The organism is Paracoccus marcusii, assembly GCF_006151785.1.
Taxonomy (GTDB): domain Bacteria; phylum Pseudomonadota; class Alphaproteobacteria; order Rhodobacterales; family Rhodobacteraceae; genus Paracoccus; species Paracoccus marcusii.
The window spans coordinates 1-13,691 of record NZ_VDDD01000093.1 but is presented as its reverse complement, the minus strand read 5'-3'; the positions used below and the strand labels follow the sequence as shown (position 1 = coordinate 13,691).

At 67.6% G+C, this 13,691-nt stretch carries 10 protein-coding genes and 1 tRNA gene; 3 read left to right on the top strand and 8 right to left on the bottom strand.

The window, feature by feature from the left end; translation table 11 throughout:
- Positions 1-673: 673 nt before the first annotated feature.
- Positions 674-1,894 (top strand): Hint domain-containing protein, encoded by a 1,221-nt coding sequence (locus tag FHD68_RS13645; RefSeq protein WP_139085991.1) that lies wholly within the window; start codon positions 674-676, stop codon positions 1,892-1,894.
- Positions 1,895-1,945: 51 nt separating this feature from the next.
- Here FHD68_RS13645 and opgC read toward each other — a convergent pair whose 3' ends face one another.
- The 8 genes from opgC to FHD68_RS13605 all read right to left on the bottom strand — a co-directional run bounded on the left by opgC (position 1,946) and on the right by FHD68_RS13605 (position 12,244).
- Positions 1,946-3,070: an OpgC domain-containing protein gene (opgC, locus tag FHD68_RS13640; protein ID WP_045981540.1), complete on the bottom strand. Its 1,125-nt coding sequence runs from the start codon at positions 3,068-3,070 to the stop codon at positions 1,946-1,948.
- The gene (gene mdoH, locus FHD68_RS13635) at positions 3,067-5,181 is read right to left on the bottom strand and encodes a glucans biosynthesis glucosyltransferase MdoH (protein WP_139085988.1); all 2,115 of its coding nucleotides are present in this window, start codon (positions 5,179-5,181) and stop codon (positions 3,067-3,069) included. The genes opgC and mdoH overlap by 4 nt, the downstream gene beginning before the upstream one ends.
- Positions 5,178-6,683 carry an OpgD/OpgG family glucan biosynthesis protein gene (locus FHD68_RS13630; protein WP_239441280.1) on the bottom strand — a complete coding sequence of 502 codons (1,506 nt, stop codon included), beginning with the start codon at positions 6,681-6,683 and terminating at the stop codon, positions 5,178-5,180. The genes mdoH and FHD68_RS13630 overlap by 4 nt, the downstream gene beginning before the upstream one ends.
- Positions 6,684-6,870: 187 nt before the next feature.
- On the bottom strand, positions 6,871-9,114 hold the full coding sequence (ptsP, locus tag FHD68_RS13625; RefSeq protein WP_127897964.1) for a phosphoenolpyruvate--protein phosphotransferase: 2,244 nt from the start codon (positions 9,112-9,114) through the stop codon (positions 6,871-6,873).
- A gap of 59 nt (positions 9,115-9,173) precedes the next feature.
- The gene (locus FHD68_RS13620) at positions 9,174-10,430 is read right to left on the bottom strand and encodes an aspartate kinase (protein WP_045981474.1); all 1,257 of its coding nucleotides are present in this window, start codon (positions 10,428-10,430) and stop codon (positions 9,174-9,176) included.
- Between the two features lie 74 nt (positions 10,431-10,504).
- Positions 10,505-10,909, bottom strand: coding sequence for a DUF1178 family protein (locus tag FHD68_RS13615; RefSeq protein ID WP_127897965.1), 405 nt, complete (start codon positions 10,907-10,909; stop codon positions 10,505-10,507).
- Positions 10,910-10,923: 14 nt separating this feature from the next.
- On the bottom strand, positions 10,924-12,141 hold the full coding sequence (locus tag FHD68_RS13610; RefSeq protein WP_127897966.1) for a 3-deoxy-D-manno-octulosonic acid transferase: 1,218 nt from the start codon (positions 12,139-12,141) through the stop codon (positions 10,924-10,926).
- Between the two features lie 29 nt (positions 12,142-12,170).
- Positions 12,171-12,244: transfer RNA gene (locus FHD68_RS13605), tRNA-Cys, on the bottom strand.
- Between the two features lie 138 nt (positions 12,245-12,382).
- Between FHD68_RS13605 and FHD68_RS13600 the strand changes: the two genes are divergently transcribed.
- Positions 12,383-13,036, top strand: coding sequence for a protein-L-isoaspartate O-methyltransferase family protein (locus FHD68_RS13600; protein WP_045981477.1), 654 nt, complete (start codon positions 12,383-12,385; stop codon positions 13,034-13,036).
- On the top strand, positions 13,033-13,691 hold a 659-nt coding region (locus FHD68_RS13595), incomplete at its 3' end, for a TolC family protein (protein ID WP_244297864.1). The genes FHD68_RS13600 and FHD68_RS13595, both read left to right, overlap by 4 nt.

Below are 13,691 nucleotides of genomic sequence, written 5' to 3'. Positions count from 1 at the left end.
AGGTTCACATGGCTCACTTCTCAGTGGAAATTATGCGCTTACCCGGCTCAGTTCTGGGTGGAAATCAACACTCTACAAAAGCCGGGCAAGTCCAATGATCTGATGTGCTGCTTCAGTAGGTAGTCACGATAAAGTGATAATCAGCGTCTTGCGAAGATTCCAGATATTACAACCCAGGAGTGCGTAGAGTTTAAATTGCTCACCTTTAAGAATTTCTGCACTGTCTGCAATTATTTTATCTAAACATTTCGGTACGTTTCACCTCCGTTTCAGCGATAATTCACGTTGGTGAGAGGCGACGTGTCCTTAGCAGATTTCGTTCGCTCTGAACGTATCACTGCTAGAGTTGCAGCCCATCTCGACTGGAACCGTACCGTTCGGTTCTTTCTTGGTCATGCATCTTCGCGTACATAATGTGGTAATGAAGGTTAACAGGGTCGCCGTCGCGGTCCTGCACTTGGCCACTGCAGTATTTGCGCACGGGCCCCGATCGGAGCGAGGCCAGACCATGCGACACGGCATCCGACCCCATCCCCCGTGCCCGCACTGGCCGATCGCTTACTGACCCCTGAAGGGTGCCTTCGGGCGCCCCGGCAATTCCGATTACCTGATTGGCCCCCAGAGCTGTTCTGCGGGGACGGACCTCTTACGCCCCTGTTCCAAGGAGACGCCCATGCCCGTCCTTACCCAACTTGAAGGCACGACCATTACCGGAACCGTCGACTCTCCGGTGGTGACGCTGCCGCCCACCTCCGTGCTGAATGATTTCGGCGCCGGCCAGTCCTTTGACGGCTATCGCGTCCAGGACGATGAGACCGGACCGAACACCGTTACAGCCGGTGAGTTCCTGACGCCGATCATCGATGGAGAGCCCCTGCCGGGCACGTATCTAGGGTCCGGCGTCCTGTCGACAGCGGCCGCCAATATCGGTCAGCTGTCGGGTGCGTTGACCAACGGCGTCCGCCTGCAGGTAAATCCAGTGGACGTCGACTATTTCCGCGACAATGACGGCAACGTGTATTTCATCAGCGATCAGCCCCTGACCGCAGACCGCCTTCAGGCGACCCTCACTGTTCGGGTCCTTGGTGTGAACACGACCGTGACGGTTCCGCTCAACGAGGTGAACCAAACCATTGCAGGGCTGGACCCGACTGGGGCTCTGCGTGCCGCGCTGCCGCAGGTCACAGGATTGACCCAGCAGGTGCTTGATACCGCCGTGATCAACACCACGATCAGCGGTGACGGGACGCTCGTGCTGGCGGATGACGATATCGAAATCGTGTGCTTTGCCGCCGGCACCCTGATCGACACGCCGGATGGGCCGGTGGCCGTCCAGACCCTTCGCCCGGGCGATCTGGTCATGACGCGCGACAACGGGGCGCAGCCGCTGCGCTGGACGGGATCGCAGCGCCTGTCCGCGGTGGCGCTGGCGCGCAATTCGCGCCTGACGCCGGTCCGCATCGCGGCAGGTGCCCTAGGCATCAACACACCGTCCCGGGATCTGATCGTCTCTCCCCAGCATCGGGTGCTGGTGCGGTCCCGGATCGCGCAGCGCATGTTCGGTACGTTCGAGGTGTTGGTCGCCGCCAAGCAACTGCTGTCGCTGGACGGGTTCGAACTGGCCACCGATCTGGCCGAGGTCGAATATTTCCACATCATGTTCGACCGCCACGAGGTAATCCGGTCCAACGGGGCGGATACCGAATCGCTCTATACCGGCGTGCAGGCCCTGCGCATGGTCGGCCCGGCCGCACGGCAGGAGCTGCTGACCCTGTTTCCGGACCTGGTCGATGCGGGTCGCGCGACCCTTCCTGCACGCGATCTTCCGCAGAACAGGATGGTGCGCAAGATGGCCGAACGCCATCAGCGCAACGCCTGCGCACTGGTGGGCTGAACCGCCGGCGCGACAGCAAGAAGGCCGCCCGTCACGGGCGGCCTTTTCGATTCAGGCCCGTCGTGCCTTGCGGGCACGCTGCCAGGGGGCGCCGTGCTCCAGCCACAGGGCCGACACCCACCACAGCGCCACGCAGGCCCACAGATCGACCGCAAGACGCCGCCAAGTGGGCTGGTCCGCGGGGGTCATCTGGAACGCGTCGCCCAGCACCGACAGCAGCACGCAGGCCACGAAGGCGAACAGTCCGCCCTTGCCGATCTGCTGCAATGCGACGCCGGGGCGGGTGGCCGCCAGCCATTCCATCGGCCGTGCCAGGGGGACCGAGACCAGCCACGCGGCGGCGACGATCGCCAGATAGCGGGTGCCGTCCAGGCTCCATTTGTCGATGGTGCCATAGACCTGCATCAGCGCCTGGCGGAAAGCCAGCGCGGGCTCTCCGATCCGGGCGCCGATGACGATGGCGCTGCCGAAGGCGAACATGCCGATCGCCAGCACGGTCAGCACGTGCCGCCACGGCCACAGCACCGCCATGATCGTCTGGCGATAGAGGCCGATCGCCGTGCCGGTATAGAACAGCATCTGCCAGCCGAACGGGTTGAACAGGAAGCCGTTCTCGGTCCGGTGGTTCGGGATCATCGCGTTCAGTTCGGGCGCGTGCCACCACAGCAGGACCGACCCCAACGCCACGATCAGCGGCCAGCGCAGCATCAGCGGCACCACGACCACCGAAAGGGTGATCAGAATCACGTAGACGGCCAGCACATCGATGATGTTGGGCTGGACCCAGAAGGTAGCGACCGTGCCGACGAAGCCCAACGGGTTCTCCAGGATCCAGATCGCGTACTGATTCCAGATCGCCGTGTGCGGACGATCCAGCGCCAACAGGGCCGCCGACAGCAGGGCCATCAGTACTGCGCCGATCAGCATGGCGCGCCAGACCTCGAACGCGCGGCGGGCGAACCGGCGTTGGGCCATGCGGCGTCCCTCGCGAGTTTCGACGCTGCGCCAGACGAGGCCCACCAGAAAGCCGGACAGCAGCACGAACATCTCGGACGCATCGAAGATCGAGAAGTTCGGCAGCGTCGTCCCCCGGAGGACCGAGATCGGCATGTGGTTGATCATGATGCTGACCAGCGCGTAGCCGCGCAGCATATCCAGCGCAATCAGACGGTTCATGCGGGCAACCGGCTCCACCGGGTCAGGAGGGCCGGGTCCAGCAGCATGGCATCCGTTTCGGTGCGATCCATGTCGTCAAGGGCGGCGACCTGTCCGCTGGCATGCTCGATCTTGGCGCCGGCGGTGATCCGGGCCAGGCGGACCGCGCGGGGCAGGTCGTCGGGCAGGGGGGCCAGCATCGCGACATGGCGCGCCAGCAGGTCCGCGTCGGACCCAAGCCGCAGCAGGCTGTCGCGCCCGGTCATGGCCTGGGGCAGGGACCGGCTGATGGCCGCGGCCTCGGTCAGGATGGCGGGGGGATCGCGTTCCTCGGGGGTGACCAGCAGGCCGCGCAGACGTGCCCACCGGCCGAAGACCGGGCTGGCCGACAGGCGCGAGGTCAGAGGCGACAGGATCAGCCCCGCCAGGATCGGCGACAGCCAGATTAGCTGGGCAGGAGAGAAGGTCGCCAGCACGATCAGCGTGCCCAGGCCCAGGACGACATGCGCCCAATGGTGGCGCAGCACCACGCCCCAGGACGGCATCGATCCGGCGCGGGTCTGCGCGTTCCAACCGCTGTCGCGGCCCGACAGGATCTCGAAGATCTGGCGGGTCTGGACCAGCATCTGCACGGGCGCGATCAGCGCGGACAGGACCGTCTCGAAGATGGCGCTGGCAAAGATGCGTACGCGGCCGCCGGAGTTGCGCGCCAGGGGACGCGCCCAGGCCCGGAAGGTCGCGATGAACTTGGGCAGAAGCAGCAGGCCCATGGCGATGGCGAACAGCCACAGCATCCGGCGGCTGTCGAAGACCGGCCATTCGGGGAACAGCTGATAGGCGTTGGGGAAATATTCCGGCGTCGACAGCAGCACGGTGGCCGACAGGACCAGACCCACCAGGATCAGGGCCAGCCACAGCGGGCTCATCAGAAAGCCCATGATGCCGATGATCATGTGCGCCCGGCTGACACCGCGCAGGCCCTTGACCCCCAGCAGGCGGGAATGCTGCAGGTTGCCCTGCGCCCAACGGCGTTCGCGCACGGCCATGTCCAGCAGCGTGGGCGGGCATCCCTCATAGCTGCCGCGCAGGTCGTGATCCAGGCGCACGGCCCATCCGGCCCGGCACAGGGCGGCGGCCTCCACGAAGTCGTGGCTGAGGATGGTGCCACCAAAGGGCGGATTGCCGGGCAGGCGGGGCAGGCCGCAGGCCTGGGCAAAGGCGCTGACGCGGATGATCGCGTTGTGACCCCAGTAGTTGCCGGTATCACCCGACCACGCGGCCACGCCGCGCGCGATCATCGGGCCATAGACGCGACCCGCGAACTGGGTCAGGCGGGCAAAGATCGTCTCTCCGCCGACCAGCATGGGCATGGTCTGGATCAGGCCCGCCTGGGGGTCCGCCGACATGCGCGCCGACAATGCGCGGATGGTGGCGCCCGACATCACGCTGTCGGCGTCCAGCACGACCATCTGGTCATAGCGTCCGCCCCATTGGCGCACGAATTCCGCCAGGTTGCCCGACTTGCGATCGTCGTTGGACAGGCGGCGGCGATACCACAGGGGCAGCGGCGACAGGGCGCGGGCGCGGTCGATCACCAGCGTCTCGTTGACGGCGATGGCGGGGTCGCGGGTGTCCGACAGCACGAAGATCTCGGTCCGGTCGGCCATGCCCTCGGCCTCCAGCTCTCGGGCGAGGGCGACCAGAAGACCGATGCTGGTCGCGACATCCTCGTGATAGATCGGCATGACGACGACGACGCGGGCATCGTTCGGCCCGTCCGGCGTGGTCAGGCGGGGGGCCAGGAACCCGGCCAGCGTCCCGCAGAAGGAAAAGCCCACCCAGGCAAAGGTCGGCACGAACAGCACCAGCAGCGCGATCTGCATCGGCGTGGGGTCCGCGCCAAAGGCTGCCAGCATCTGCCAGAAGCCCACGACCGCCAGAACCGCGGTGCCGCCGAAGGTGATCAGCCGGGCCAGCCAGACGCGCAGACTGTTCATGCGCCGCGCGGGCCCCGCCTGCGGGTGGCGCGCGAAATCCTGCACGGGCATCGTCAGCGGCGCCAGAGGCGGCACAACGGGTGCCACGGCCGGCGCGTCGGAACGACCGGCCGTCATGTCATGGTCCATGGTCATGCTGTCCAGCGCGTCAGCCAGGTCTCGCTGAGGGCGAGGCCGTCGGGATCGGTCAGCAGCGCGCTGAGTTCGGACAGCTGCGTCCGCCCCGGCTCGAATTCGAATGCCAGGCGCAGCACGCCCTGCTCCGGCAGCGGTTTCAGATAGGCATGCGCGATCCGGCCCTCGGACGCGCTGACCTGATAGTTGGGCAGCGTCTCGCGGAACATGCCAAGATCGAAATCGATGATATAGCTGCGCGTCGTCTCGACATTGATCGACCGGCCGGACCGCACCTGCCGGACCTTGGCCAACGGCAGGTTGCTGGGCGGCAGCCCCGCAAAGCTGAGGCGATAGCGGAACTCGGTCCGCTCTCCGCCGGGGATCGTGTCGGAGGGCAGCCAGTAGCTGACGATGTTGTCGTTGAACTCGTTCTCGACCGGGATCTCTATCAGGCGCACCTCGCCCGCGCCCCAATCGCCCTCGGGCTCGATCCAGGCGGAGGGACGCAGATGGTACATCGCCTCGGCATCCTGATAGGTCTCGAAGTCGCGGGGCCGCTGGACCAGGCCAAAGCCGCGCGGATCGGTGTCGACGAAACTGCTGATCTGCAGGTTGCGCGGCGACATCAGCCCGCGCCACAGCGACTGGCCCGCACCGGTCTGCATCTGCAGCCCGTCGCTGTCGTGGCAGGCGGGGCGATAGTCGTCGACGACCCGGCGGCTGGCCGGGCTGAACCAGAACATCGACGTCAGTGGCGCCAGGCCCGTCTCGCGCAGATCGACGCGCGGGAACAGCGCGACGCGGGTCCGCACCATGGTCACTGCGCCGGGCGTCACGTCGAACTGGAACGCTGCCGCGACCGACTTGCTGTCCAGGATCGCATAGATGCGGACGCTTTCCGCGCCGGGCTTGGGCTCGACGATCCAGAAATCGGTGAACAGCGGAAATTCCTCGCCGTCGGGGCTGCCGGTCTTGATGGCCAAGCCACGCGCGGACAGGCCGTACAGCGTGCCGCGTGCCACCGCGCGGAAATAGCTGGCGCCCTGAAAGACGATGAACTCGTCCATGACGCCGGGGCGGTTCAGCGGCGTGCGCATCCGGAACCCGGACCAGCCCATGTTGCCGATCGTGTTCAGGTCCGGGCCGTCGGGGAAATAGCGTTCGTCGAATTCCAGCAGCGCCGGGTCGAACGGGATCGGCCGGGTGACGCCGTCGCGGACCAGGTTGATCTGCACCGGTTCATAGAAGATCGAACCGGGCGACAGCAGATCCACCCGGAAGGTCGCGTTGCCCGCCAGCGGGTCCTGGTCGCGGCGGAAACGGATGCCGCGATACTGGTCATAGTCCAGGTTGGCAAAGCTGCCGACCAGTTCCGCGACCGGCTGGACGTAAAGGCGCGCGGACCGTTCCTGCGCCAGCGTCGCGACCTGTTCGAAGTCGAAGGGCTGCGGGGCAGGGGGCCCGAAGGCTGCGGGGTCCACGCCTTCGGCAGGCGCCTGGGCCTGTGCCGGGACCGCCATCAGCGATCCACCGGCAGCCAGGGCGGTGGCAGCATTGAGAAATTGACGACGTTTCATATCCGGGGATGTCTCGACAAGGATAAGCGAATATACGCGGCACGCCGCAGTGCAGCAAGCGTGCCGGGCGGTTTGCTCGCTTATCGGCCGATATGGGCCCGCCGGGCAAGCAGGAATCGGCCTTATCGGTTCATTGTCGTGCAAGCCAGGCCGTCACGGGGCCGCGCACGCTGGTCAGGCCCTCGGCCTCGGCCTCCTCGATGACGCGGGCCAGCTCGACGATGCTGATGCGCCGGATGAGGTGCTTGACCGGTCCGATCGACGCCGGCCGCATCGACAGGCGGTGAATGCCCAGGGCCGCAAAGACCAGCGCCTCGACCGGCCGCCCGGCATCCTCGCCGCAAAAGGACAGCGGCACGCGGGCATCGGCGCAGCGCGCGATGATCTGGCGCAGCATCGACAGGAACGACACGTTCAGCGTGTCATAGCGGCGGCGGACCCGCTCGTTCTCGCGGTCGGCGGCAAAGAAGAACTGCTTCAGGTCGTTGCCGCCGATCGAGATGAAGTCGCACATCTCGAAGAACCGCTTGGGTGCGAAGGCCAGGGACGGCGTTTCCAGCATGGCGCCGACGCGGATGTCGCTGGGCATGGAATGCCCCAGGCGCTGTTCGCGCGCCATCTCCTGCATCAGGATGCGGTGCGCGGCCTCGTATTCCGTGATGTCCGCGATGAAGGGGAACATGACGTGCAGGGGCCGGCCGACGCTGGCGCGGATCAGGGCCTGCAGCTGCATCCGTAGCACGCCGCGCTTGTCCAGGCCCACGCGGATCGCGCGCCACCCCATCGCGGGGTTCGGTTCGTCCTGCGGCTTCATGTAGGGCAGAACCTTGTCCGACCCGATGTCCAGCGTGCGGAACATCACCGGTTTGCCCTGGGCGTTGTCCATGACGCGCGCATACAGACCGGCCAGCTCGGCGCGCCGGGGGACGTGGCTGCGGACCAGGAACTGCAGTTCAGTCCGGAACAGGCCCACCCCCTCGGCGCCCGACCCCTCCAGCGAGGGCAGGTCGGCCATCAGGCCTGCGTTCATGAACATCTGGATGGTGGTGCCGCAGGTGCCCGTGGCGGGCTGGTCCCGCAGGTCGGCATAGCGGTCCTGCGCCTCGGCCTGCATGGCGATCTTGTCCAGGAACGCCTTGTGGACGGTTTCCTCGGGGCGCAGGTGGACGACGCCCTGATCGCCGTCGACCAGGATCGGGTCGCCGTTCAGCGCCTCGGTGGTGATGCGGGTGGCGTGGATGACCAGCGGAATGGCCAGCGCGCGGGCGACGATGGCCGCGTGGCTGCCGACCGATCCCTCCTCCAGCACGACGCCCTTCAGCCGACGCCCGTATTCCAGCAGTTCGGCCGGGCCGATGTTGCGGGCGACCAGGATCGGGCGTTCGGGCATCTCGGCGCCGGTGTCGTGTCCCTGTCCGGTCAGGATGCGCAGCAGGCGGTTGGACAGGTCGTCCAGATCGTGCAGGCGGTCGCGCAGATAGGGGTCGGCGGCCATCTCCAGCCGGGCGCGGGCGCCGGACTGCTCCTTCTCCACCGCGGCCTCGGCCGAAAGGCCAAGGCGGATGTCCTCCTCCATGCGCTTCAGCCAGCTGCGCGAATGGGCGAACATCCGATAGGTCTCCAGGACCGCGGCATGATCGCCGTCGCCCATGTCGACCGCGCCCAGCATCCTGTCGACCGTCTCGCGCAGGGTCTCCACGCCCTCGTGCAGGCGGGCCAGCTCCTTGTCGGGGTCGTCGCCAACCGGGTTGGCGATGACCACACGCGCCTCATGCAGCCAGACGCGCCCCTCGGCAACGCCCTCCTGCCCGGTGGCGCCGCGCACCAGAAGCGGAAAGCGGTGTGCCAGCGGCAGGCTGTCGGACTGGCTGCCCTGGAACGCGCCCAGTTCGGTCATCTCGGCCAGGACCATGGCCACGACCTCCAGCCCATAGACCTCGTCCTCGGAGAACTGCCGGGCGGTCGCGCATTGCACGACCAGGACGCCAAGCCGTTCCCCGACCCGCTGGATCGGCACGCCCAGGAAGGCGGGAAAGACCTCCTCCCCGGTCTCGGGCATGAAGCGGAAGCCGGGCTGGGCGGGGGCGTTCGCGGTGTTCACGTTGCGCCCGGTTCGGGCGACGCGGCCGACCAGACCCTCGCCCAGGCGCAGCCGGGTCTGGTGGACGGCCTCGGGGCGCAGCCCTTCGGTGGCGCACAGTTCCAGCGTGTCGGCATCGCGGAACAGATAGATCGAGCAGACCTCGGTGCCCATCGAATCGGCGATGTGGTGGGTGATCTGGTCAAGCCGATCCTGCCCACCGCCCGCCGCGGCCAAGATTTCCTTGAGCCGCTTCAGCAGCTTGCGAGAGTCGCTGTCGGTGCGATCCTGCATCGCCTGCCCCGCCTTCTGCCGTTACGCGTGTCCCCGACCGGGGAACCAACCAGAGGGCGTTATGCCTTCTCCAGTTCGAAGGCATCATGCAGCGCCTGCACGGCCAGTTCCATGTATTTCCGATCGATCAGCACCGAAATCTTGATCTCGGAGGTGGAGATGACCTTGATGTTGACGTTTTCATCGGCCAGCGCCTTGAACATGCGGGCGGCGACGCCAGCATGGCTGCGCATGCCGATGCCCACGACGGACACCTTGGCGACCTCGGTGTCGACGACCAGTTCGTCATAGGCGATGTGGCCGGCCTGGCGGGCCTCCTCCATCGCACGCTTGGCGCGCTCGACCTGGTTGATCGGCACGGAAAAGGTCATGTCGGTCACCGAACCCGGGTGATCGTCATAGTCCTTTTCTGAGATGTTCTGAACGATCATGTCGACGTTCACGCCCGCATCGGCCAGCGGCGCGAAGATCGCGGCCGAGATGCCGGGACGGTCCTCGACCGTGACCAGGGTGATCTTGGCCTCGTCGCGCGACGAGGCGACACCGTTGACGACTTTCGATTCCATGATTTCATCCTCATCGCAGATCAGCGTGCCGGAATTTTCGTCGGTATCCTCGAACGAGGACAGCACCCGCAGGCGCACCTTGTAGCGCATCGCAAGTTCGACCGACCGCGTCTGCAGCACCTTGGCGCCAAGGGATGCCAGCTCCAGCATCTCCTCGAAGGCGATGCGGGGCAGCTTGCGCGCGCGCGAGGTGATGCGGGGATCGGTGGTATAGACCCCGTCTACGTCGGTATAAATGTCGCAGCGTTCCGCATCGAAGGCGGCGGCGAACGCCACCGCGGTCGTGTCCGATCCGCCGCGGCCAAGCGTGGTGATGCGGCCTTCGGGCGACAGGCCCTGAAAGCCCGCGACCACGGCGACCTTGAAGCCTTCGGCGAACTTCTGGTCCAGGTTCTTGCGCGGGATGTCCACGAAGCGCGCGGCCGAATAGGCGGCGGTCGTGTTGATCGGCACCTGCCAGCCCTGCCAGCTGCGTGCGGGCACGCCCATCTCCTGCAGGGTCAGGGACATCAGGCCCGCGGTCACGTTCTCTCCGGAACTGACCACCGCGTCGTATTCGCGCGCGTCGAACAGCGGAGAGGTCTGTTCGACCCATCCGACCAGTTCGTTCGTCTTGCCGGACATGGCGCTGACGATGACGATCACGTCATAGCCCCGCTCGACCTCGCGCTGCACCTTGCGGGCGGCGTTCTTGATCCGGTCCAGATCGGCCACCGAGGTGCCGCCGAATTTCATTACCAGAAGCGGCATCAAGGGCCTCCAGCCAAAGGATGTGCGTCGGCGGGGCTTTTAGGGGCGGTGCGCGCGAACCGCAAGGGGCGGCGCTAGTTCGTCTTGGGACGCGGGACGAAGGGCAGGGGGGCCACGGGAACGCCGTCCTCGATCAGCCTGCGCGCATCCTCGGGGCGGGCCTCTCCATGGATGGCGCGGGCGGGCCGCGTGCCCTCGTGCATCGCGCGGGCCTCCTCGGCGAAGGACAGGCCGACATAGTCGGAGCTGGTCTCGATCTTGCGGCGCAGCGCCTGCAAGGCGGCCTCGGCCGGGTTTCGCGGGGCGGTCAGGGTCTTGTCGCTGACCGCCGGGGCCATCAGCGCCCGGTCGACCTTGGTCGCGCCGCAGACCGCGCAGCCGACCTGACCCGCATCCCGCATCGCCTCGAACCCGTCCGAGGACCGGAACCAGCCGTCGAAATCATGCCCCTGGTCGCAGCGCAAGGCATAGCGGATCATCGCAACAACTCCTGTCAGATGATCCCTATATCGGGTCCGCCGGGGGCGCGTGCAAGATCGTCCAGCCGCGCGATCAGCACCGCAGGATCGCCCGCCCGGTCCACCAGCACGGCCCGCGCCGCGCGGCCCATCGCACGGGCCTCGTGGGGCGTGTCGGTCAGCCGCGACAGGGTCGCCGTCAGATCGCCTGCCGGTCGCGCCGCGCCGTGCCCGTCCAGCGCATCGAAGGCCTCGACGAAGTTGCCGACATGGGGGCCGTGGATCAGCGCGCAGCCATGGGCCGCGGGCTCCCACGGGGTGTGGCCGCCATGGTCCTGCAGGCTGCCGCCGATGATGCAGATCCCGGCGCGCGCGTACCAGCGCGCCATCTCTCCCAAGGTGTCGGCCAGCAGTACGCCGCCCGACGGCGCATCGTCCGCGCCCGCGCTGCGGCGCGCGAAGGACAGGCCGCGCGTCGCGATCAGTGCCGCGATGGCATCGCCCCGGTCGGGATGGCGCGGCGCCAGGATCAGGCGCAGGTCGGGCCGGGCATCCCGCAGCGCGGCAAAGGCGTCCAGCACCGGCCCGTCCTCGCCCTCATGCGTCGATGCCGCCAGGATCACCCGGTCGCGGGCCGCACTGTCCGGGGGCACGGGCTGCGCCGCCGGGGCCAGCAGCTTGAGGTCCAGCCGCGGCAGCAGCGCGCGGTGCGGCAGGCCCAGGTTCAAAAGGCGCGCCTCGCTGCCCTGATCCTGCGCCGACAGGGCCGCGACGCGTCCCAGCATCGGCCCGATGATGCGCGGAAACCGCGCCCAGGTGCCCGCCGACCGTTCCGACATGCGCGCCCCAATCATCGCCTGGCGGATGCCGCGTTCGGCCAGCAGGCGCGACCGCAGCGGCCAGAACTCTCCCTCGACGGTGATCGCCAGCGTGGGGCGCGCGGCATCCAGGAACCGGGCCAGCGCGCCGGGCAGATCCAGAGGCGCCAGCCGCGCGGCCAAGCCCCAGTCCTGCGCCAGTGCGCGGCCCGTCTCGCTGTTGGTGGTGACCGTCAGGAGGTGGCGGGCGGCGAGTGCCTCGATCACCACGCGGGCCGAGGTCAGCTCTCCGACGGATGCGGCATGCAGCCAGATCGCGGCGGGGCCGGGCGCGCCCGTGCAGACCAGACGCTCACGCAGCGCCCGCGATCCGCCCAACCGCGCGCGCAGGCACAGCGCGGCCTCGGCGATGCGGGTCGTGGCGTCATAGATCATGCAGGAAGGTCCCCTCGGTCAGGATGAGGTGGAGGCGGGTACCGGAATCGAACCGGTCTTCACGGATTTGCAATCCGGTGCGTAACCTCTCCGCCAACCCGCCGCCGTCGAGAGTGGCCGTGTCCTAGCGGATTGCCGCGACCCTTGCAAGACGCGAAGCGCGGGGCCGATGTCCTGCGTTGCCCAACTGCGGGAAACATGGCAATAGTCGGCCAAACAGGTCCAGCAGAGGTTCCCCGACATGAGCGATTTCGCCGCGCGCCGCACGACGATGGTGGACACGCAGGTGCGCACCAGTGACGTCACCAAGTTCCCGGTGATCGACGCGATGCTGACCATTCCGCGCGAGGAGTTCGTTCCCGCCAGCCGCCGCTCTGTCGCCTATTCCGGCGAGAACCTGGACATCGGCCACGGCCGCGTCCTTCTGGAGCCGCGGACTCTGGCCAAGATGGTCGATGCGCTGGACATCCAGCCCGACGAGCTGGTCTTGGACCTGGCCTGCGGCTACGGCTACTCGGCCGCCGTCATGGCCCGCATGGCCGAGGCCGTCGTCGCAATCGAGGACGACGCGGAACTGGCCTCCGAGGCCGAACAGCGCCTGTCGGAGGCGGGCATCGACAACGTCGCCGTCCTGCACGCCCCCCTGACCGAAGGCGCGCCCAAGCAGGGCCCTTATGACGTGATCCTGATCGAGGGCGCGGTCCAGGACATCCCCGCCGCCATCGTCGAGCAGCTGCGCGAGGGCGGCCGCGTCGCCGCCCTGTTCGTCGAGGGCGCGCTGGGCGTCGCCCGGATCGGCACCCGGCAGAACGGCCAGCTCAGCTGGCGCTATTCGTTCAATGCAAAGGCGCCGATGCTGCCCGGGTTCGGCCTGCAACGCGGATTCGCACTGTGACCCCGCTTGCGCGGTTCGCAGGGGGTGCGCTGCTGGCCTTGGCCGCGGCACTGCCCGCCCGCGCCGAATCGCTGGCCGACACCATGGTGGCGGCCTATCGCCATTCGGCGCTGATCGAACAGAACCGCGCCGTCCTGCGCGCCGCCGACGAGGATGTCGCGGCCTCCGTCGCGGCCCTGCGCCCGGTCGTCGAATGGGTCGCGCGCCAGTCCGCCTCGCGGACCGAGGGGGGTACGACCGTGCGGTCGACCTCGCTGTCCCTTGGCGCGCAGCTGACGCTTTATGATTTCGGACGCTCGCAGCTGGCCATCGACGGGGCCAAGGAACAGGTCCTGGCCACGCGACAGGCGCTGGTGGGGGTCGAACAGGATATCCTGCTGGCCGCGACCGTCGCCTATTTCGACGTGCGCGAGGCCATCCAGCAGGTCGGGCTGCAGGAAAACTCGGTCGACGTCCTGTCCAGCGAGCGCCAGGCTGCGCAGGACCGATTCGACGTGGGCGAGATCACCGTGACCGACGTGGCGCTGGCCGATGCGCAGCTGGCGGCGACCCGTGCCGCGCTGGCTGCCGCCAACGGCCAGCTGGAGATCGCGCGCGAGGCCTATCTGGCCGTGACCGGCCGCCAGCCGGGTCGCCTGGACGCGCCGCCGCCGCT